Annotated in this window: 20 protein-coding genes; 6 read left to right on the top strand and 14 right to left on the bottom strand. The window is 44.5% G+C overall.

Translation table 11 applies throughout. From position 1 onward, the window contains the following. Window position 1: 1 nt before the first annotated feature. Window positions 2-1,720 (top strand): UvrD-helicase domain-containing protein, encoded by a 1,719-nt coding sequence (locus RBB12_RS05710; protein ID WP_051947126.1) that lies wholly within the window; start codon window positions 2-4, stop codon window positions 1,718-1,720. A gap of 60 nt (window positions 1,721-1,780) precedes the next feature. Here the strand turns inward: RBB12_RS05710 and RBB12_RS05705 are convergent, their stop codons facing one another. The 9 genes from RBB12_RS05705 to RBB12_RS05665 form a co-directional block, all read right to left on the bottom strand. Then, window positions 1,781-3,676 carry a hypothetical protein gene (locus RBB12_RS05705; protein ID WP_306013273.1) on the bottom strand — a complete coding sequence of 632 codons (1,896 nt, stop codon included), beginning with the start codon at window positions 3,674-3,676 and terminating at the stop codon, window positions 1,781-1,783. A 141-nt stretch (window positions 3,677-3,817) separates the two neighbouring features. Beyond that, window positions 3,818-5,404, bottom strand: a complete 1,587-nt coding sequence (locus RBB12_RS05700) for a type IV secretory system conjugative DNA transfer family protein (protein ID WP_306013274.1) — start codon at window positions 5,402-5,404, stop codon at window positions 3,818-3,820. An 11-nt stretch (window positions 5,405-5,415) separates the two neighbouring features. Next, window positions 5,416-6,435: a MobB family relaxase gene (mobB, locus tag RBB12_RS05695; RefSeq protein ID WP_306013275.1), complete on the bottom strand. Its 1,020-nt coding sequence runs from the start codon at window positions 6,433-6,435 to the stop codon at window positions 5,416-5,418. Window positions 6,436-6,437: 2 nt separating this feature from the next. Beyond that, window positions 6,438-7,025, bottom strand: coding sequence for a BfmA/BtgA family mobilization protein (locus RBB12_RS05690; protein WP_306013276.1), 588 nt, complete (start codon window positions 7,023-7,025; stop codon window positions 6,438-6,440). A gap of 24 nt (window positions 7,026-7,049) precedes the next feature. Next, window positions 7,050-7,220, bottom strand: a complete 171-nt coding sequence (locus RBB12_RS05685; protein WP_306013277.1) for a hypothetical protein — start codon at window positions 7,218-7,220, stop codon at window positions 7,050-7,052. Between the two features lie 277 nt (window positions 7,221-7,497). After that, window positions 7,498-7,677, bottom strand: a complete 180-nt coding sequence (locus tag RBB12_RS05680; RefSeq protein ID WP_306013278.1) for a hypothetical protein — start codon at window positions 7,675-7,677, stop codon at window positions 7,498-7,500. 306 nt (window positions 7,678-7,983) lie between these two features. After that, a complete protein-coding gene (locus RBB12_RS05675) occupies window positions 7,984-8,181 on the bottom strand; it encodes a hypothetical protein (RefSeq protein ID WP_090294768.1) in 198 nt (65 codons plus the stop codon). A 150-nt stretch (window positions 8,182-8,331) separates the two neighbouring features. Next, window positions 8,332-8,781 (bottom strand): JAB domain-containing protein, encoded by a 450-nt coding sequence (locus RBB12_RS05670; protein ID WP_119618872.1) that lies wholly within the window; start codon window positions 8,779-8,781, stop codon window positions 8,332-8,334. 63 nt (window positions 8,782-8,844) lie between these two features. After that, window positions 8,845-9,198 carry a single-stranded DNA-binding protein gene (locus RBB12_RS05665; RefSeq protein WP_306013279.1) on the bottom strand — a complete coding sequence of 118 codons (354 nt, stop codon included), beginning with the start codon at window positions 9,196-9,198 and terminating at the stop codon, window positions 8,845-8,847. 234 nt (window positions 9,199-9,432) lie between these two features. On the opposite strand from RBB12_RS05665, the gene RBB12_RS05660 reads away from it, so the two are divergent. Beyond that, window positions 9,433-9,633: a hypothetical protein gene (locus RBB12_RS05660; protein ID WP_275648321.1), complete on the top strand. Its 201-nt coding sequence runs from the start codon at window positions 9,433-9,435 to the stop codon at window positions 9,631-9,633. A 445-nt stretch (window positions 9,634-10,078) separates the two neighbouring features. On the opposite strand, the gene RBB12_RS05655 is transcribed toward RBB12_RS05660, so the two are convergent. The 5 genes from RBB12_RS05655 to RBB12_RS05635 form a co-directional block, all read right to left on the bottom strand. After that, a complete protein-coding gene (locus RBB12_RS05655) occupies window positions 10,079-12,046 on the bottom strand; it encodes a heavy metal translocating P-type ATPase (protein ID WP_306013280.1) in 1,968 nt (655 codons plus the stop codon). 42 nt (window positions 12,047-12,088) lie between these two features. Continuing rightward, window positions 12,089-12,505 (bottom strand): Fur family transcriptional regulator, encoded by a 417-nt coding sequence (locus tag RBB12_RS05650; protein ID WP_108246765.1) that lies wholly within the window; start codon window positions 12,503-12,505, stop codon window positions 12,089-12,091. A gap of 15 nt (window positions 12,506-12,520) precedes the next feature. Beyond that, complete coding sequence (locus RBB12_RS05645) at window positions 12,521-13,720, bottom strand: efflux RND transporter periplasmic adaptor subunit (RefSeq protein ID WP_225604884.1); 1,200 nt, start codon at window positions 13,718-13,720, stop codon at window positions 12,521-12,523. 4 nt (window positions 13,721-13,724) lie between these two features. Then, window positions 13,725-18,098, bottom strand: coding sequence for a CusA/CzcA family heavy metal efflux RND transporter (locus tag RBB12_RS05640; protein WP_306013281.1), 4,374 nt, complete (start codon window positions 18,096-18,098; stop codon window positions 13,725-13,727). A 123-nt stretch (window positions 18,099-18,221) separates the two neighbouring features. Further along, window positions 18,222-18,530, bottom strand: a complete 309-nt coding sequence (locus tag RBB12_RS05635; protein WP_067036178.1) for a DUF6660 family protein — start codon at window positions 18,528-18,530, stop codon at window positions 18,222-18,224. Window positions 18,531-18,602: 72 nt separating this feature from the next. Here RBB12_RS05635 and RBB12_RS05630 point away from each other — a divergent pair, with 72 nt between their 5' ends. The 4 genes from RBB12_RS05630 to RBB12_RS05615 all read left to right on the top strand — a co-directional run bounded on the left by RBB12_RS05630 (window position 18,603) and on the right by RBB12_RS05615 (window position 20,337). Continuing rightward, a complete protein-coding gene (locus RBB12_RS05630) occupies window positions 18,603-18,983 on the top strand; it encodes a hypothetical protein (protein WP_306026642.1) in 381 nt (126 codons plus the stop codon). A gap of 245 nt (window positions 18,984-19,228) precedes the next feature. Further along, on the top strand, window positions 19,229-19,525 hold the full coding sequence (locus tag RBB12_RS05625; RefSeq protein WP_369885153.1) for an ArsR/SmtB family transcription factor: 297 nt from the start codon (window positions 19,229-19,231) through the stop codon (window positions 19,523-19,525). Window position 19,526: 1 nt separating this feature from the next. After that, entirely contained in the window at window positions 19,527-20,129 is a 603-nt protein-coding gene (gene merTP / locus RBB12_RS05620; protein ID WP_288933047.1) for a mercuric transport protein MerTP, read from the top strand. A 1-nt stretch (window position 20,130) separates the two neighbouring features. Then, window positions 20,131-20,337 (top strand): GDCCVxC domain-containing (seleno)protein, encoded by a 207-nt coding sequence (locus tag RBB12_RS05615; RefSeq protein WP_288933046.1) that lies wholly within the window; start codon window positions 20,131-20,133, stop codon window positions 20,335-20,337. Window positions 20,338-20,373: the final 36 nt, after the last annotated feature.

Here is a 20,373-nt window from a genome sequence, read left to right as displayed (position 1 = left end):
CATGGCACTTGAGATTGATGAAAATAGACGTGCCATCCTTGACTGTAAAAGAAACTTGTTGGTCATAGGAGGCCCGGGGTGTGGCAAAACCACCATTGCCCTGGCCAAAGCATTCTCCTATATTCGGGAACAATCATTGAACCGAGGCGAGAAAATCCTTTTTCTCAGTTTCTCCAGAAATGCCAGGGCCAGAATTTTAGAATCTGCGGAAAACTTTCCTGATTTCAAGGAACTTGGTGCCAAGTTGTATGTTCAGACATTCCATGCCTTTTTTTTGGAAATTATAAAGACCCACGGCTATCTTTTGGGTTGTCCCAAAAAAATATCCATCATACCACCCCATGATGAAGCTGCTTTGAAAGGGGACAGGAAGGACGATGACCCAGCTTGGCTAGTGGAAAAACAAGACCTTTTCAATCAAGAAGGAAAGATAACCTTTGACCGTTTTGCAGCAATTGTATTGGAACTCATCACCAGGAGTGAGCGTATTCGGGATTCCATTGGGAGCGCCTTCCCCCTAATCATTGTGGATGAAGCTCAAGATACTGACACGGAACAATGGCAAATTGTACAAGCTTTTCACGGGATTTCCCAATTGTTGTTGTTAGGCGATTTGGATCAACAGATTTTTGATTACAGACCAGATATTGATCCGAGACGGCTTTTGGAAATAAAGGAGCAAATCAATCCATTGGAAATAACATTGGCATCGGATAATTTCCGGAATCCCAATACAGAGATTCTAGATTTTGCAAGGGACTTACGCGATAATAGTCCCAGAGATAGGGGATATAAAGGTATGACATCCATGAAGTATGCTGTAATTGCGAAATATCGTGACCGTAGTATTTGCCAAAGCGTAGGTATATTAAATTCCAAAATCGAAGAAGCAACTGGAGAAAAACCAAAGAACATTGCCATCCTTACCCCCTGGTGGAAAGGAGTTAAAATGGTTTCAAGTGCACTTAAGGCCCGAAAAATACCACATAGGGTTCAATTTGATGAGACCGCCACTAACTTTTCCAGTAGATTGGTAGCCTGCCTGATGGAACCCATTTTGGACAAAAAGCAACATTTGGTTTGGGTTTTGGTAATCCTAAGGGACTACCAAAGTGCAAAAGGAAACAGAAAGGAAAGTACAAAATATGATGGTTGGATAGCTAAAGTAATGGAGGACGGAAAAGTTAGTGGTAAGACCATACCCTATTTTCAAGGAGTGATTGAGAAAATTAGTCAACATCAATTTTCAGGCAATCCAGCACAGGATTGGAAATATGTACAAGAACTTCTGTTTACTTGTGAAATGGGGCCAATACAAAAATTCGCACGACAATCGGAATTTTTAGTAGCATACAACCGAGGGAGAATCATCATGAGAGACTTGGGAAATGCATGGTTGGAACATTCTGGATATGTGGATGCACGTGGAATCCTACACAGGGCAGTTTTGGAATCCCAAATGTCATCAGATGTGGTCAAAGAGGAGGGCATACACGTTATGACCACCTATAAGTCCAAAGGGAAGGAATTTGATGGTGTCATCATTTTTCAAAATGAACACATTTCCCCTATCGAATTGCGGGATGACAATGCTGGAATGGACAGGTCTAGAAGACTATTGTTGGTAGGGGTGACAAGGGCAAGACACCATGTCCTTATTTTAAGACAGGCCGGTTTCCGTTCAAAGTTGTTGGATATGTTCAATTTGGATGGGTTGTGAAAATAATTGCAATGAAATGGTGTTAGCTGCTGTCCGAACTTTTTGATTTTACCAGAAAGGTTATGCCTCTCTTAACATCGCAACTCGGTTGATTTTGGATAAAAAATGAATATTCTTCCTATCGGTACTTTGATTTAGGGCAAGGTCAATCTTTTCCTGGATTCTTTGTGCTGGCGAAATTTTTTTCATGTACTTGTTCGTAGCCCACTGTGAAAAGTTGAAAATCGAACCTATTGGAAGTCCCATGGGACTCCCTATAATCTCGAATAACGTTTGGACCCCTAAATCCAATAAGCGTTCCGTTTTTTGTGTTTTACCAAGATATCTGGTTACCTCCCGATTATAGAAGGCAATTTTCTTCTTTTGCTCATCCAATGAGAGATGGGAAAGGGTCTTGATTAAACGTTCGCTATTGGGAAATACAATTTCCTTGCTCAAGACCTCTTCGAATTCGAGAATGGAAGGGTAGGGATTGATTTTAATCAGCTCAATGGGTAAAACAAAAGTATTTCCATTGGCCAAAAAGGACTCACAATCCGTAAAATCCTTAAGGTTACTTATTGTTGCATTCCTGTAAAAATTCAGAAGCTTCCCCATAACTTCTGCATAACTTTCATCAGTATACCCTTCTTCTCCCCTGACTGGAAAATAGGTAGCATTTAAAGAATGTGACAGATGGGTGGCATAAGAAAACATCTTCAATAAAAAGCTTGTATCTTCACTAATATCACTACTGGGAGGATTATCTATAATTTGGTCCACCCCGTAGAGGGAAGCACTGAGAACACCTCCCCGGTGTAAGACCTCAAAGCTTTTACGTCGGGCCTTGATAGGCCAAACTAATGCATTATAGAGCATCTTTGTATCCTTTTTTAATTCTTTGGCCAAGAATTCACTTATTAGTTTCAGTTCTTGAACCAATTTCATTTCATTAAAGATGTATCGATTTGACATTTCTACGATATCACATTGTTGCAGACAAGAAACACCCCTTTTAGAGATTATGGCGTTGGGTCTCAATTCATAAACCTCATTTAAGAAACCCAGGTCATATCTTGAAGTATCATTTATAAGAATCAGCTTTACGCGCCCTCTTTCAATCAAGGTCAGTAATTCCCGTACTGTTACATCAAAACCCTTTAACCATTCAGAAATCTTCGTATCCAAGGGAGGTGACAAATACATCGTTTGATAAAGCATTAAAAAATATCGCAAGTCAATATTGGGAAAAGCACTAAAATCAGCATAACAGGAATACTCTTCTTTGTCATAGAAATAAAGATGTTCCTTGGTGTACTTTGATTCAAAAATGGCGTCGATGTTGTCGAACCACAAGGATTCGTCCCTTTGAACAAACAGAGGTTTCTGGTTTTTTTCTCTCACATAGGTAAAGGTTCCACCACGTTCATCAAATCCTTGGGTCAATTCCGGTTTTTCCTCAAACTCATCAATTATAATGTTGAATGTGATTGGACTTTGGTGACTTGATAAAAAAGCTTCCAATTCTGCAATAGAAAATATATCTGCATACACATACTTGGTCTCCTTTCCACTTTTTATTTTATAATTGGCGATATGTATGCCAACGACCCCGTCGTCATCGGAAATCTTGTAAAAATTGATTTTTGGAAATTTAGCGGCTAGAAGAAAAATCCATTCTACCTTGTTCATGAGCATTCCTTGAAATCCCTTGGAGATTTCTAAATCCGATAATCCCGGGATAATCTCCTGAAAATGTTCTGGCTTTGTATTGACAAGTTTTACTGGAGTGAGCAAAGGCCTTATTTCATTTTCGAATCGTTCTGTTAGAACTTTAAAATCCCCACTAAAGTTGGTCACATAGATGAGATATTTATTTAGCTCAATTTTATAAATGGTTGTTGCCAATTCGGGAAACAGCGTTCTCAAATTCAAGTCCACTCTTTTTACAGGTCCAACCCCATTGTTCATTTTCATAATTATATTTATTTGGGATAGTTTTGATATCGGTATAACCTTCTTAGCAATGCCTTACGTCTATATTAAGTAAATTACTCAAATTTGTGCAATAATAGGATGGGAGAGATAATAAGAACAATTTAAAACAATCCTTTCATTTCATTTAAAAATCATCCCAATATCATGGTGCACTTTTAGATAATGCTGCTCCAGTTCCGATTCTGAAACCAGCAAAGGCTTGGACAATCCTCTTTCAATTTCTGGCTTTTGAAACTGCACCTTTCTGTCCTTCCCATCTGCAAAAACCACAAACTCCCCCTGCTTTAACCGAAAAAACACCTCGGCCCTACGCTTGGACACTTCCTTTTCCCCTTCCGTGATGCGTCGTTCCAGGTTCAACCCTGAACTCTTGCTCACACTACGGGTCGGTATCTTGACCAGTTCAAAAAAACGTTCATAGTATCGAGCGGTGTCTGGGTCATTGACTTTCCCGAAAAACTGATAAGATAAATTTGAGAGAATCGCTTTACTGGCCTTCTCCCCGTACATCATATCGTTCTGGATCTTGTCCTGCAACACATAGACACTAACAATGTCATAACTCCGCAAAGTGGCTGGAATCCGATGCATGTTCAACAATCGCAAAGTAGAAGCCTCTTCCAACAACATAAAGGAAGGTTTACGGTTGCGTTGGCTCATCTGCTTGGAAATGGTATGGATAATGGTAGCAATCACCGGGGAAAGGGAAGCATCCTTTTGGGGGTTGTTCACCAAGGCAATGATGGATGGATGGTCTTCATTATTGATATCCAAGGAGATCTCATCCTTGGAAAGCACCATAAAGATCTTTCGTGTACTGATCTTTTTAAATCCATTGGCCAGGGTACTGAGCACCCCTGCTGTCTGTCGTTCCGATCCTATGCCACTGATAAAGGCATCCGCCATGGCACGGGAGGTGATGTTTCCCTTTAGGAACTTGATCAAGCTCTTGGTGGCCAATTGTTGGAAAACAGCCATGAGATGGGGCAAGGTGCAATAGTGTGGATAATCGGTCTTTAATCGCCAAATCAATCCACTGATCAAGCCCTCGGCTGCATCCTTAAAAAAGCGGGAGGTACTGTTCTCGTCCGAGTCCCTATGTTCCATCAAATTCTCCAATAGCACCCTTGACACCTCATGCACACTTTCCTCATCGGGCAGGTATCGGGGAGCTATTGGATTGACCCGATTATAAATAGGTCCAAAAGAAACAATCTTAAAGGGGATCTCTTCACCATTCCACAAGGGATAGGCCATTTCGGTTATCTCAAAATCCTTGTAATCATGGATGACCCCGGAGAAATGCTCCTTTTGAAAATGCTTTAAAAAATTATAGATGACACTCTCCGTCTTACCGCTTCCTGCAGAAGCCATCACTGAGACCCCCCTTCGGATGTTTCCCAGTACCAATGGCCTCCCCTTTACCCTCATTTTCACCTCAAAGACTTTGGAGGGTTTCTTATTGTCCTTGTAGTAATCCACCAGACCATAGATCACCACATGGACAAAAAACAATGGCAACCAAAGGGTCAATGATCCCTTTATGAAACCATCCCATCCTCCTACTAAACCATTGGCCACCGCCAAAAGAACTATGCCCAAAAACCATATCACAAACCCATATTTGAGAAATCGATTTACTGCAACCGAGATTCCTCCCCCGATCACCATACCAGATACTATTTCAATCCATCCTAAATTTTCCATATCTACACTATTTAAATTCCAATGGATCCCGATTCCATGGCCTTTCCGATGCCTTTTTTGAGCTGCATCATCGCTTTATAGGCCAACTGTGCTTTATTGGTGGGGATACTTGGCACTTTGATTCCGGCCTTGAACAACAATTGTCTTGCTGCCTGTTTTTCATTGGTTGGCAATCCCAAAAGGGCCGCAAAAAATTGTTTGGGATCCTTATCCAGAAGGTTTCGGGCATGGTAGGTCTCCACAAAGTTCCTGCGATAACCAAATTGTTTGTCAAAACTGTTCTCCGCTGCTCGATAGAATTTGTCCCGGTCAAAGCCCTGTTTGACCTTTTCCCCATTGAGGGTGGTCTCCGAGGTGCGGAACTTAGATCCTGGGGAGAGGCTATGGGAGTTGGTGACATCCTTACGACTGACAATGATATGGATATGGCTCTGGTGGCCTTCCTTTGTCATTCCGGGAACGATGCGCTTGCCATTTTGTTTATGGGGCGCCTCCGTTTCCAAGACCTGAATTTTTTCCTGTAGTTTGGCGATATCCCCTTGCTCCCTACCCTCTTTGATGGCCCTGATCTGGTGTTGCAGTTCCAAGATCTTGCTGGCATAGGCCTGGTTCTCCTTGACCTTTTTGTCCTTTTCGGAATAGGTCCGCTCCCGTTCCAACTTCGCAAAATACAGCACCTCATTGACCGTCACCTCTTTGTCCCTATAAAAGGAGGCCGCATAGGTCTTCATCAGTTCCCGGGTGTACTGCTTCAGTTTTTCAGGGTTGTTTCCGATATGCTTGAGCTCGGCTTGGGATGGACTGACCATGATGGAATAGAACTTGGGATCCCGTTTCGAAAGTTTGGCCGTATTGGCATCGATCTCGGCAATGACCCTTTGGGCATCGATATCATTTTCCGTTTGGTTGAAAAAAAACTCTTGTTCTTCGGGGGCCTTACCTTCGTTCTCCTTTTCGAGATACTTGACAAAATCACTGGCACTGCCGTGATAGTTATCTCCCAAGTGTTGTCTTGTGATGGCGATGTACATGCTTATAGATTTTTGAGTTTGGTGCGGTACTGTTCAATGGCCCCGGGTTTGAGGTCCACTTTGAGGTGGTCCTTTCCAAAGCGGTTCTTGGTCACGGACACATGATCCAGAACATGCGCAAAATCCTCCTTCAGTTCCACCAATTGCTCTTTTAGTCTTTCATGCACGATCTTGGGCACCGTGGTCTCCTTGTCCAACAGTTCAGGATTGGTGGGGGCATTGATCTCGGTCAGTTGCTTTTCAAAAAACTCAAAGTCCCCTTCCCATTCCTCGCCCTCTTCGGATTCCAGTTCCTGCTGAAAAAGGGCCTGTATCATACTGACCGTGGGCAGGGTCTGCTCTTTTTCGATACTGCGCATAATGGCCACCATGGCATTGAATCGCCGTTTGATCAAATATTTAAGGCTTGCAATGGTCTCGTGCATCCGTTCATCGGGCGATATACCATTATGGTCAAAGAACTCCACCATGGCCAACAAGGTCATGGAATGGGACTTTCCTTGCCGTTTGGAAAAGCTCCGAAATTTCATGGCCACCGAGATTTTGATCCTCAGTCCCGCAAATGTCTCTTTTTCGTATCCTTTATCCATTTTTTCAACAAAAATTCCTTGGTTTTACTGGGCCCGGCCCATTTTTTCAACAAAAACCGAATGCCCCAAATCTTCAAGATTCCCCAAAACCCCCATGAACAGGGCCTTGCGGAGCAATCCTAATCGGTAGCGCTGCGCCAGCACGCTATCCTCTTGCTTCTCCTTTTTGCGCCAAAGGCCCAAAAAGCATCGCACAAACCATCTTAAAAAGACAGCCGTCCCTTTTCATATTTTACCCTATGGAGCACGGACTTTTGGAAAGTCAGATCAAGTTGGGTTGCCGTGCAAACTTTGCTACGATGTAGCATCTTAAATATACCCACATTCCTTCAGGCACAAAAATGCGTTCTGCGGGCAAATGGCATCATTTGCCCGCAGCAAATATGAAACGTCCATTTTTGGGTTTCCACAACGTCAGGAGTTCCACGGGAACGCCAAAAAAAAAGACCCTTTTTCAAGGGTCTTGTTCCCGTCAGTCCTCCGATGGAACAGTATTGGTCTGTTCCCTGTAATACTCATACCGAAATATCCAGAGATTGACCACCAGGGAGTAGGTTTTGTCCACCGAGGCATCCGCTGTCTTTTTGACTACACTTTTCTTTGGGTGTTTCTTCGCTGGGATCTCCAATGACTTTTTTACAATTGCTTTCATAATACATGATTTTAGATTATTAATTATTTGAGGGCATCCCCGCACTTCCCAAAAATTTCAGCTCAAAAGGAAACGGAATAAGGAGTGAGGTACGAACGGTTTATGCCGTAGTCTTTTGATGGGAACATTTTTGAAGGGCGAACTTGCGGTCAAATAAGGGATAGGTATACTTTGGGGTTGCCCAATACTTTGCAAACAAGAATTTCCCAAATTGGTTTTTGGGTGTTCGACCCACCTAAAAACCAACCATGAACCCATAAAAAAAGCCCATCGTGATGGATGGGCTTCGATGGTGTGTTTTGGCATTCACATATTGAATACGAAATCATAACTGTAGAGATTTCGCATTGCCTCTTCTTCCAAGAGGGTATCATAGTCCTTATCATGCGTTTCTGCAAATTGGAGCAATTCGGTCCCGGAACGGCTTTCCACATCTTCTTTGGATACGGAAAGCAAACGTTCCTGGGTCTCGCTATCAAGGTTGGTAAAGTTCAAATAGACCATTATTCAAAACTTTGATAGTTCATTGCTCACAGATCATATAGGCTTGGATCGAACCCATCGGGGTAATACCTTGGGTCATATTGTTCTTCCAACCATTTTTCAAATTCCATCATTTCTGTATTCGCTGTATTCGCTTCCATGACCATTGGATTAAAGAATTCCATTATCAGCAAAACTGTAATACCTACCATCAGGCGCAAGGATGATATGGTCCAAAACCTTGACATCAAAAAGCTGTGCCGCCTCTTTGATCTTTTGGGTCAATTGTTTATCCTGATAACTGGCCTTGAGTTGTCCAGAAGGATGGTTATGGGCGAGGATGATCCCCACGGAAAGGGTCTTTAGGGTAATGGCAAAAAGGATGCGCAGATCTACCAAGGTACCTGTGATGCCCCCATGGGATAGTGGATAAATGCCCTTTACCTTGTTGGACTGGTTGAGCAGCACGATCTTAAAGGTCTCGTGCAGGCCTATGGTCTTGTTGTCCCAATTTTGGAACAATAGATTCGCCACCTCATTGGAGTTCGTCACGGACAGGGATTTCAGCGTGCTGAGTTTTTCCCGATAACTGATCTGTATTTCATTGACACGGTGTTCCATTTCAAATGTGTTAAGGATGAAAAAAGAAAGGGATGCCCAAAGACTGGACACCCCCTATCCATTTTACTCGGTGGTATTGTTATCACCACCACCCAACAATAAAATCTCACTGGCCACCACTTCGGTCACATACTTTTTATTGCCCTCTTTGTCCTCATAGGAACGGGAGGTCAATTTCCCTTCGATGGCAACTTCCTTGCCCTTGGTCACGAACCCTTCGATGATGTCGGCCAGTTTTCCCCAACCGATGACGGTATGCCATTCGGTATTGGTCACCCGTTCCCCTTCGGAGTTCTTGTAGTGTTCGTTGGTGGCCATGGTGAACCGTGCCACACGTTTCCCTTTGTCAAGGTCTGTGATAGTGGGTTCCTGCCCCACGTTTCCGATCAACTGCACTTTGTTTCTCAATGTACTCATGATAAAAAGTTTTAAAGGCCTGCCGTCTTCCTTTATTGGATAAATCAGCAAACAGGGTTAAAATTTCCCCTCTTTTTTTGGTTTTTGTTTCCCAAATTTTAAGGGCGTTTGTTTGCTTCTTACGTGCGTAGCACAATAAAAGAAGGGGGTTCTGTCAAGGCTTTTGGATTGAAATCGGGAGGCTCCGCGACGTAGCAAAATCCTAGGATTTTCAAGGAAGTGGAAACCCTATTTATGGACAAAACCTGCCTTGGCCTTGACAGGTTCGATGAGGGCCCTAGGAATTCCATCCGACCCATTGGCAAGGGAGCGTACGGGAAGTTAAGCGACTGCAGGCGATGGTGTCCTGATTGGAAGTCCTTGGGCCCTGCCCTGTTTTTCGATGCCCCGAAAAACAATCAGGGCTTCTTTTATTACGGGACCCTTAAAATTTGATGGGCGGACAAGCGGATTTGCGGCCTTATAGGCAAAACCCCAAGAAGGGTTTGCAAAGGAAGGACGCACCAAAAATCCGTTTGGGCGACTTCCGTTTTGCCCAAATGAAGTTTCATCAAACATTACGACAATAAGGGAACAAAAGTATTGGAGTTACCCTACGACCGGATTATTTTTCATCTACAGTGATAAGCATTTCGTAATTGTTCGGATAAGATTCTTTATGCCCGGAAGCTTTCATATTGTCTCATAAGTCCTGTCGCCGTTTCTCGAAGAATCAGACCCCTAACCTTCCTGAAGTCCCCTCCAATACACGGACAGTTGTTTGGGTGACACAACCTGCGAAGCCTCTCATGTACAATTTTATTGAAGGTCTTGGCGAACCATGGGGCTGCCAACAACGGCTGAAATATAAGTTAGCCCAAAAAATGGTTCCTCTTTGAAACTAAGTGTTCCACTTCATCCGCTGAAGTCGAACAGCATTCAATATTGCCAATAAGGCAACCCCCACATCAGCAAAAACTGCTTCCCACATCGTGGCTAGGCCTCCCGCTCCAAGGATGAGCACAAATGCCTTCACGCCAAAAGCGAGCCCAATATTTTGCCAAACTATCTTTCGGGTGGAGCGTCCTATTTTAATGGCTCGTGCCATCTTGCTCGGTTGGTCGGTCTGAATGATGACATCTGCTGTTTCAATGGCCACATCACTACCCAAGCCTCCCATGGCAATGCCCACATCGCTGATGGCCAGAACGGGCGCATCATTAATGCCATCGCCCATAAAGGCCACTTTGGTGTCTGATTGTTTTTTGAGTTCTTCGACTTCGCCGAGCTTATCTTCTGGCAACAGGCCGCCCTTTGCCCAATCAAAGTTCAACTTTTTCGAGACTTGTTGCGTTATGGAATCTTTGTCACCCGAAAGCATTATGATTTTCGAAATCCCGGCATCCCTGATTTGTTGGATGGCTTGATGGGCATCTTCCTTGAGTTCATCTGCAATGGTAACATAGCCTGCAAATTTTTCATCAATGGCCAACATTACAATAGAATCTACAATATCATCGGTTTCTGAAGGTACATCAATGTTGTTTGAGGCCATTAGGGCTTTATTGCCCACCAGCACTGTTTTCCCATTGACCGTTCCCCTTAATCCCTTTCCTGCAACTTCCGATACATCGGTTGCCTTTATATCCGTGCCTTCGGCTTTGTATTCCAAAATTGCTTTTGCTATGGGATGGGTAGATTGTTCCTCCATGGCCATCAGGTATTTCATAAACTTGGCTTCCTCAAATTGCGCGGTCTTGATCTCCTTGATTTTAAAAACCCCTTTGGTAACGGTTCCCGTTTTGTCCATCACTACCGTGTTCACTTTGGTGATTGCTTCCAAAAAAGATGCACCTTTGAAAAGAATCCCATTTCGGGATGCCGCTCCCAGACCACCAAAATAGCCGAGCGGAATGGAAATGACCAAGGCACAGGGACAGGAAACGACAAGGAATATTAAAGCGCGATAAAGCCAATCCTTAAATACATAGTCATTTAGAAAAAAGTAGGGCAAGAACGTTAATCCAATGGCAAGGAAAACTACAATGGGCGTATAAATTCTTGCAAATTTTCTAATGAACAGTTCTGTCTTTGATTTTCTGGCTGTAGCGTTTTGTACCATATCCAAGATTCGAGTGATGGAACTGTCCTTGAATTCTTTGGAGGTTTCTACATCGATAACACCCTCGAGATTAATACTTCCGGCATAGACTTTTTCGTCTTTATTTATCGTATCGGGCTTACTTTCGCCAGTAATTGCCGCCGTATTGAGGGAAGCTCTTTCGGATAAGAGAATACCGTCCAAGGGGATTTTCTCCCCCACACGTACTTGTATCCTTTCGCCAATTTCGACGGTTTCGGGGTTTACGGTAACGAAATTCCCGTTACGAAGCACCAAAGCTTCGTCCGGTCGCGCATCCAAAAGGGCCTTAATATTTCCCTTTGCCCGATTGACTGCTGCATTTTGGAACAGTTCGCCCACGGCGTAAAACAACATTACGGCCACGCCCTCTGGGTATTCGCCTATGGCAAAGGCCCCTAGAGTGGCAATGGACATCAGGAAAAATTCAGTAAAGAAATCACCATGCTTTATACTGTTCCAACCTTCTCTGATGACAGGGAAACCAACAGGCAAATAGGCAAGGGTGTACCATGCGATCCTTATCCAGCCCTTGAAAAACGGGAAAGCATCAAAATAGTCCACTGCTATGCCGATGATGAGCATTACAAAACTGAAAATGGCCGGTAAATAGGTCTTGAATTTAGATACACCTTCAGGACCGCCATGGTTATGGCCACTCTCGTGTCCGTGTTCGCCTTGGCGTTCCTTTGAACCTAGATCACGTAGTTTTACTTTTTTCTTTTTCATAGACGGTAAGGTCGTAATTAGTTTCGTGCAACGGAAGTGCATTTATTGACCGCTGCATTTGTCGCAGATTCCCTTAATGACCAAATTGGCATTTTCTGCCACATACCCATCAGGTAGATTGATATGGGGAATCTTATGCTCAGTGAGACAGACCGTTTCATCACAGTTATCGCAATGAAAGTGCAGGTGCAGATCTTGTTCCATTTCACAATTGCAACCTGGTTCGCACAGGGCATACTTTGAAATATTGGTGCCATCATCTATTTGGTGCACAATGCGTTTTTCCTCAAAGGTCTTCAGGGTCCGGTACAATGTGGTTCTGTCCGCTTTTGAGAAAGCGTTCTCCATATCGGTCAGGGCAATGGCCACTTCCTTTTCAGCCAAATATTTATAGATCAAAATACGCATCGCCGTTGGGCGTACACCTTTATTTTCCAATGTTTTTTCAATGTCTGTCATCATATTGTAATTTTATCAATGGCTATGTCCCGCATCCCCTTTTTTCATTTGGGCCATTAAATAGTAGGCATTGTTGTATGCAAATGTAGTATTTGGCCCAACGGAATCTACAAAATCGATGGCGACCCAATCCCCGTCATTTGGGCCTGTGTTAATTTCGACAGGTTTGAAGCTCCAGTCATTGCCTTCACGCTCCGCTTTAAAAATATACTTCTTTCCCTCGTTCGAACTTATTGCACTTTCAGGCACCGCAACGGTCTCGGATTTTTGGATTTCAATCCGTCCTTCAACATACATCCCTGGAATCAGCTGCCCTTCCTTGTTCTCGATTTCAGCATGGACGTGTATCGCTTTGGGATTTTGCTCGAAAGTTTTCCCTACGGAATAAATTTTCGCAGTAAGTTCCTTTCCGGGAATGGATTGTACATTGAAGGATACTTGCTGGCCTACCTTTACTTTGTACACATCCTTTTCAAACACCATTAAATCGGCATGGACGTGATGGGTGTCAACGATTTCAAATAGGTCGGTCTGCGGTTCTACGTACTGCCCGGTCTTCACCGCTACTTTTTGGACAAATCCCTCAATGGGACTTCGCAATGCCACCCGTTGGTAAATCGTACCGTTTCTGACCCCGGATGCACTAATGTTCAATTGTTCCAACTGTGCTTCCAATCCTTTTGCTAGGCTTTGGGAGGCCCGGTATTCCGCTTCGGCCTTTTGAAAGTTGGCCCCGCTGCCCACCCCGGCATCATACAGGGTTTTTTGTCTTTCAAATTCCTTCTTAAGAAACTGGCTGTTACTGTAGGCGTTCAGGAAATCGGTCTGTTTCTGGATGATATTGGGGTGGGACAGATAGGCAACCGTTTGACCTTTGCTTACTTTGTCGCCTTCAATGACCTCTATGGACACCACATTGGCACCCACGACGGTAGTAATGGTCGCTTCGTTCTGTGGTGGGACCTCCAGTTGGCCATTGGCCTCCACATATTGCTTCATAACACGTGGGGCAACGGTATCGATTTTCATGTTAAGGTTGCGGAATTGCGTTTCCGTTAGCATGGCTTCTTTGGCTTCACCTTCTTTGTGCATTTCACCCACTTCAGGATTTTTTTGCTTTGCTTCCTCAGTATCGGCTTTGGAATTCCCACAGGAAGTAAGAACCAAGAGCATCGTCACGAGCCCGATAACGCTATATTTAAAAAGATTGTTCATTTGTCTATTGTTTAAAATATTGTAGTTCAAATACTGATTCCAGATAGTTGTCAAGAGCGTCAAGTGCATCCATTTCCGTGTTTATGGCATCCCGAATAATCTGTGTGAACGCTGCATAGTCCACCGCACCCTCCGCGTAGGCCAACAATGCTCCCCTGCGCTGCTCTTGGGCAAGCGGCAAGGCCTTGTCCCTATAAAATTGCCACGATGCGCTCCATTTCCGATAGGCTTGCACCGCCTGCCGATATTCGGATTGCAGCTGGCGTTTGGTATAATCCGCATTGGTCTTTGCGATTTCACTTTCAATTTTGGCGGCCTTGGCTTGACTACGCTGTCCACCTGAAAACAAAGGAACCGAAATGCCGGCTTGATAGGTGTAGAACCCGCTATTGCCATTGACCTGTTGCAGTCCGCCCTGAAGGTTGAACTTAGGCAGCAGGTCAGCCCGTGCCGCATCATATGTCGCCTCGGCCTCTTCGATGCGCCTTTGTGAAAGTTCCAGCTCTGGGTGTTTTCCCAAATCCCCGTCCCATCCCAAAACCGTTACCGCACTTTCATCAAGCTTTTCTGGAACGGAATAGTAGATGTCCGAAACCAACCAAAGATTGAGCTTTTGCAGGGCGATGGCATAATCACTTTCGGCCTGTTGCAGTTGATTGTTGATTTGTAAGGCCTGATTTGTGGCCGATGAATATTCCAGCCGGGAAATGGCTTCTACCTTGAAGTTGAGTTCTATTGCTTTTTTAAACTGTGAATAAATGGAATCCAGTTCACGGTACAGTTCAAATTTCTGTCGTTGTCGATAGGCTTCTGACCAAGCCTTTTTGACCTCCTGTTCCACTTGCAGTTCGGAAAGGTCAAGAGCTGTCTCGGCCAAAGCGATGCGTTGTCTCTGCAAACGCCTTTTTGCACTGATGCCCAACAGGTCGATATTCTGTTGTCCAACCCCAACCAAGGTATAAATTCCTTGTCCGTCCGCAATTTCTTCGCCACCTGTAAAGACTTGGGTATTGCCAAGGTCGTAAGCCATACCTTTTAGGGCGGTTTGTTTTTGGACCTCCCATTGTTTCGCTTTCAACAGCGGGTAGTTTTTCTTGGAAACTTCCACCGCCTTTTCCAATGAAATAGCGGGCAGTGAATCTTTAGGCTGGATCTGCCGTGCATTTTCAAAACCTTCTTGCGCATGCATTTTGGCAGGCAGTGCGGTGGCGAACAAAAGAAGGACCATGACCACAGGGGTACCCCATTTCGGGTCGGGTTTCCTCATCCGTTCCGAACGTCCCTCGACCCATTGGTAAAAGATGGGTAGGATAAAGAGGGTCAAGAGGGTCGAAGTTATCAAGCCACCAATGACCACGGTGGCCAAAGGTCGCTGTACCTCTGCCCCGGCCGAAGCCGAAACGGCCATGGGAAGAAACCCTAAAATATCCGTAAAGGCCGTGAGCATAATGGGACGAATCCGTCTTTTGGTGCCTTCTATAATTCTACCTTTAAGATTGGTCACGCCTTCTTCCTTCAGTTCATTGAGACCACTTATCATGACGAGTCCGTTCAGAACGGCCACGCCAAAAAGCACGATAAAGCCGACCCCCGCGGAAATACTAAAGGGCATATCCCTTAACCAGAGGGCGAACACACCGCCAATGGTGGCCATCGGGATGGCGAGGTAGATCATTAAGGTCTGTGGAAATGACTTTAGCGCAAAATAAATCAATATGAAAATCAGGAACAAGGCAATAGGGACAACAGTTTGCAATCTATTGCTGGCGCGTTCCAGATTTTCGAAAGCACCACCATACCGAATGTAATATCCTGTGGGCAGGTCAAACTGGGCATCCAATTTTTCTTGGATATCCTCTACAACGGATTTTACATCACGGTCGCGAATATTGATGCCCACATAGGTCCGCCTATTGGTATTGTCACGGCTTATCTGCATGGGGCCGGGTTCATAACTTACCTCGGCAATTTCCCGTAATGGGATTTGCGAACCATTGGGCAGGTTGATGAACAGGTTCTGGATGTCCTCGATGCCTTGCCGGTTTTCCTTTTGAAGTCTTACGACCAGGTCAAACCGTTTTTCACCCTCGAAGATTACGCCCGCCTTTCCTCCTGCAAAGGCGGCCTGTACCACTTTATTGAGCTGTTCGATCTTTAGACCGTACTGTGCCAATTTATTGCGGTTATAGTCAATGGTGATTTGTGGCAGGCCGTCCGTGGCCTCAACTTTCATATCTGCCACACCGGGAACGGTGGCAATGATTTCCCCCATTTCCTCGGCCTTGCTTGCCAATATGCCGAGGTCTTCCCCGAACAATTTAATGGCCACATCCTCACGAACACCCGTAAGCAATTCGTTGAAGCGCATTTCTATAGGTTGGGTAAACTCAAAATTCACACCGGGAACGATACTGATGGCCTCCTTCATTTTTTCCACCAATTCATCCTTGCTTTCTGCAGATGTCCATTCATCCGTTGGTTTGAGGATAACGAAGACATCGGCGATATCCATGGGCATCGGGTCCGTTGGTACATCGGCGACACCGATACGGCTGAGAACGGTTTCCGCTTCGGGAAATTCGGCCTTCACGATACGTTCAATCTTTGTCGTGGTTTCGATGGTTTCCGACAGGGAACTGCCGGGTTTCAAGATCGCGTGAAAGGCAATATCACCTTCGTCCAATTGAGGGATAAACTCACCACCCATTCTCGTAAAGGCGAAAATGGCAATGGCAAAAAGGCCAAGGGCAATGCTTACGACCATTTTGGCCTTTGAAAGTGATTTGGTCAACAACGGTTCATATTGCTGCTCAATCCAATGCACGAACCTATCGCCATAGGATTGTTTTTTGGATTTTGGCGGCCGTAGGAACAATGCCGAAACCATGGGCACATAGGTAAGACACAATAGCATGGCCCCGATCATGGCGAAAATGAAGGTGAGGGCCATGGGCCGGAACATTTTCCCTTCGACGCCCTCCATGGCTAAAATGGGCAGGAACACGATTAGAATGATCAGCTGGCCAAAGAAAGCGGCGTTCATCATTTTTTTGGAGGCCTTGGCGGCGATGTCATCCCGTGTTTCTGCACTAACGCCATTCTTTTTGACCACATAGGAGTACATTAAAAAAACGGTGCCCTCTACGATGATCACCGCACCATCCACAATGATTCCAAAATCGATTGCCCCCAAGCTCATCAAGTTTGCCCATACGTCAAAAACATTCATCAGAATAAAGGCAAACAATAGGGATAAGGGTATGGTCGAAGCCACAATGAGTCCGCCACGCCAATTTCCCAATAACAAGACCAACACGAAGATCACGATAAGCCCACCTTCCAAAAGGTTCCCCGTTACCGTGCCTGTTGTCTCGGCGATCAATTCGCTGCGGTCAAGGAAAGGTTTGATGGAAACACCTTCAGGAAGGGACCGTTGTATCTGTTCTACCCGTTGGCTCACATTTTCAATCACCTCATTGGAATTAGCCCCCTTGAGCATCAAGATCATTCCGCCCACGGCTTCGCCTTTACCATCTTTGGTAAGCGCACCATAGCGTACCGCACTTCCCATGCTTACCTTACCTATATCCTTCACTTTGATGGGAATGCCATTAACGGCCTTGACCACCATGTTTTCAATATCAGATATGGTCCTGGCCAGTCCTTCACCACGAATGAAGTTGGCTTGATGGTTACGCTCGATGTAGGCCCCACCTGTATTCTGGTTGTTGTTTTCAAGGGCCGAGAACACTTCTGTAATGGTTATACCAATGGCGCGAAGTTCGTCCGGGTCAACCGCCACTTCGTATTGCTTTTTGTTTCCGCCAAAGGCGTTTACCTCGACCACGCCGGGTACCATGGCCATCTGTCTCCGTACAATCCAGTCCTGCATCGTTCGCAGTTCCGTTGCCGAATATTCACCTTGATGTTCATCATCTACTTCAAGGGTATATTGATAGATTTCACCCAATCCCGTTGAAATTGGCCCCATAACGGGTTTGCCAAAGCCAGAAGGGATCTGTTCCTGAACCTCGGGCAGTTTTTCGGCTACAAGTTGTCTGGGCAAATAAGTGCCCACCTCATCGTCAAATACAATGGTCACCACAGAAAGCCCAAAACGGGAAACAGAGCGGATTTCCTTGACATTGGGTAGGTTGCTCATCGCAACTTCCACGGGATAGGTCACGAATTGCTCAATATCCTCTGTTCCCAGATTAGGTGATTGAGTGATGACCTGCACTTGATTATTGGTGATATCCGGTACGGCATCGATGGGAACTTGGGTCATGCTATAAACGCCCGCACCAATCAATGCGAGGGTCAGCAGACCTATAATAAATTTGTTATTGATTGAAAAATCAATGATTCTGTTGATCATATAAAATGTGTTTTAATTCAGTTGAACCAATGCAATAGGGTTGCAAGTATGAGGGAACAGGTCTTTGAAAAGTTCAAAGTCCATAAACCTCATAATCGGATATAGCTATCCTGTAAAACTGAATTAAACCTGTGGAGGTTGAAATAGTGGGTCGGTAAATTCCTTGCCCAATCCTTCAAAATGGGTGAAATCATCTTCAAGGTAAGTCTCTTGAAGCGGCTGGAATCGAGCTATACCAAAATCCACCGTGTGCACATGGCAGCAATGGCAGTGGCAAAATGGTGAGCATAGTTCACAATTCTCGCTGTGTTCACCATCAAATTGAACCAGATAAACACCTTGGGAGTCTTCTGTTACGTTACCCGCATCACTGCAAGGAACCACATTGAGTGCCAATACGTAGATGGATAATATGACGGTAAAAAATTTCACTTTGCAAAGATAACAGAACTTTGGTGCAACTGCATTGCAAAATCCGGAAAGGACCTATTGAAGATTTAGTGTATGGAACCAAGAGCATTCCATTTCAAATTTCAAGGGATGATCAAATGGGGCAATCCGGACCATCCAAAATTCAAGACAGGAAATTTCCAATCCATACCGACCCCCAAAAGGCTATGGTCTATACCAGAGTACGTCCCAATCCCAATTCGTCTGGAAAAAATCAAAGTATCCAAGAACGCTCATGATAACCGAAAAAATAAATCACTGCTGGAACAAGCCACTACAACTGCCATGGATCACGAAACAAAGTACAGTTGGCAAATGGAACAAGCAAACGTTCCTTGTAATGGACAAGCTGTCCAACTGACCGTAATAAACGGTCTTAATCATAGTACAAAATGGTGGCTTATAAGATTTAATTTATGTAGTGGGCAGTACTAAAGGCCACGTCCGATGTATAAAAGTCCTATTCAAACGGGGCAAGTTGACCTGTAATGGGATGCTTCCTTGAATGATAAGCCAGTCGTTCCATAAACCGGTCATAAAAAAACAATTTATTTAAGCATTTGCTTATATAATGATATAACCTTATCTTTAATAAAATTTTTATCATGGCCCTTGAAATAAGTTGCACCCGCGCCGAGGCGGATCAAAAGCAGTTGATGCGCTGTCGCGAGACACTACGGATGAGTTCGAATTCAATCAACACTATTGGTAAGGTACTGGCCCTAGCAGGAAATGAGACCAGATTGAAGATTCTTTTCCTGCTGAACAAGGAAGGTGAGCTCTGCCCTTGTGATTTTTCAGATATACTGGAAATGACCGTACCCGCAATTTCGCAGCATATCCGTAAGATGAAGGATGCTGGTCTAATTACCTCCAGACGGGAAGGTCAAACCTTGTATTACTCACTGGTAAAAGGCCAAAGCGAGGTGTTGGAAGGCATCTTCAGCAGGCTTCAGGAAAACAAAAAAGTTGCATAGAATGAACATAGAAAGATCATCATATTCAGCAATGTTCACTGGAGTTTTTACAGCGATCACAGCTTCATTATGCTGCATCACACCTGTGCTTGCATTGATTGCGGGCACCAGCGGAATGGCATCTACCTTTGCATGGCTGGAAGCTTTCAGACCATTTTTTATAGGCCTGACCGTATTGGTACTTGGATTTGCCTGGTACCAGAAGCTAAAGTCAAAATCGCAGCAAGAAATTGATTGTGCCTGTGAAAATGAAGTAAAACCTTCCTTTCTACAATCAAAAAGGTTCCTGCTATTTGTTACCCTCTTTGCGGGACTGATGCTGGCATTTCCATATTTCTCAGGGCTTTTTTATACCCAACCGACCAAGGAAATCATATATGTGCAGCAGGGCAACATGGTAGATATAACCTTTACAGTGGAAGGAATGACCTGTTCCGGCTGCGAAAACCACATTGAGAGCGAGGTCAACAAATTGGACGGTATCGTTTCAGTAAAAGCAAGCTATGAAAAAAGCAATACTACAGTTAAATATGACCGTACCAAAGTGACGGAGCAACGAATCATAAAGGCCATCAACAATACGGGCTATAAGGTTTCTGAATAATATGGATACGAAAATATTATCTACCATTACCTGTCCCAAATGCGGGCACCAAGAGGATGAACAAATGCCCACCAATGCTTGCCAATTCTTCTATGAATGTAAAAATTGCCACGAAGTGATTCGTCCAGAAGAAGGTGATTGCTGTGTATTTTGTTCATATGGTTCTGTCGCCTGTCCACCCATACAGAATCAGTCTTCCTGTTGTTGACCAAAATATTTGGGGACCACCCCTTCCACAACCATA

The sequence above is a fragment of the Allomuricauda sp. MMSF_3307 genome (genome assembly GCF_030733585.1).
Taxonomy (GTDB): Bacteria; Bacteroidota; Bacteroidia; order Flavobacteriales; family Flavobacteriaceae; genus Flagellimonas.
The sequence above is the reverse complement of the archived record's forward strand: the minus strand, read 5'-3'. Positions and strand labels throughout refer to the sequence as shown.

What these genes read in the sequence shown, in the direction of transcription:
- RBB12_RS05690 (WP_306013276.1), bottom strand. Translation starts at nt 7,025, where the DNA reads ATGGATAAAGGATACGAAAAAGAGACATTTGCGGGACTGAGGATCAAA.
- RBB12_RS05705 (WP_306013273.1), bottom strand. Translation starts at nt 3,676, where the DNA reads ATGAAAATGAACAATGGGGTTGGACCTGTAAAAAGAGTGGACTTGAAT.
- RBB12_RS05645 (WP_225604884.1), bottom strand. Translation starts at nt 13,720, where the DNA reads ATGAACAATCTTTTTAAATATAGCGTTATCGGGCTCGTGACGATGCTC.
- RBB12_RS05650 (WP_108246765.1), bottom strand. Translation starts at nt 12,505, where the DNA reads ATGACAGACATTGAAAAAACATTGGAAAATAAAGGTGTACGCCCAACG.
- RBB12_RS05630 (WP_306026642.1), top strand. Translation starts at nt 18,603, where the DNA reads ATGGAACCAAGAGCATTCCATTTCAAATTTCAAGGGATGATCAAATGG.
- RBB12_RS05710 (WP_051947126.1), top strand. Translation starts at nt 2, where the DNA reads ATGGCACTTGAGATTGATGAAAATAGACGTGCCATCCTTGACTGTAAA.
- RBB12_RS05625 (WP_369885153.1), top strand. Translation starts at nt 19,229, where the DNA reads ATGAGTTCGAATTCAATCAACACTATTGGTAAGGTACTGGCCCTAGCA.
- RBB12_RS05615 (WP_288933046.1), top strand. Translation starts at nt 20,131, where the DNA reads ATGGATACGAAAATATTATCTACCATTACCTGTCCCAAATGCGGGCAC.
- RBB12_RS05665 (WP_306013279.1), bottom strand. Translation starts at nt 9,198, where the DNA reads ATGAGTACATTGAGAAACAAAGTGCAGTTGATCGGAAACGTGGGGCAG.
- RBB12_RS05675 (WP_090294768.1), bottom strand. Translation starts at nt 8,181, where the DNA reads ATGGTCTATTTGAACTTTACCAACCTTGATAGCGAGACCCAGGAACGT.
- RBB12_RS05655 (WP_306013280.1), bottom strand. Translation starts at nt 12,046, where the DNA reads ATGAAAAAGAAAAAAGTAAAACTACGTGATCTAGGTTCAAAGGAACGC.
- RBB12_RS05670 (WP_119618872.1), bottom strand. Translation starts at nt 8,781, where the DNA reads ATGGAACACCGTGTCAATGAAATACAGATCAGTTATCGGGAAAAACTC.
- merTP (WP_288933047.1), top strand. Translation starts at nt 19,527, where the DNA reads ATGAACATAGAAAGATCATCATATTCAGCAATGTTCACTGGAGTTTTT.
- mobB (WP_306013275.1), bottom strand. Translation starts at nt 6,435, where the DNA reads ATGTACATCGCCATCACAAGACAACACTTGGGAGATAACTATCACGGC.
- RBB12_RS05660 (WP_275648321.1), top strand. Translation starts at nt 9,433, where the DNA reads ATGGACAAAACCTGCCTTGGCCTTGACAGGTTCGATGAGGGCCCTAGG.
- RBB12_RS05680 (WP_306013278.1), bottom strand. Translation starts at nt 7,677, where the DNA reads ATGAAAGCAATTGTAAAAAAGTCATTGGAGATCCCAGCGAAGAAACAC.
- RBB12_RS05700 (WP_306013274.1), bottom strand. Translation starts at nt 5,404, where the DNA reads ATGGAAAATTTAGGATGGATTGAAATAGTATCTGGTATGGTGATCGGG.
- RBB12_RS05640 (WP_306013281.1), bottom strand. Translation starts at nt 18,098, where the DNA reads ATGATCAACAGAATCATTGATTTTTCAATCAATAACAAATTTATTATA.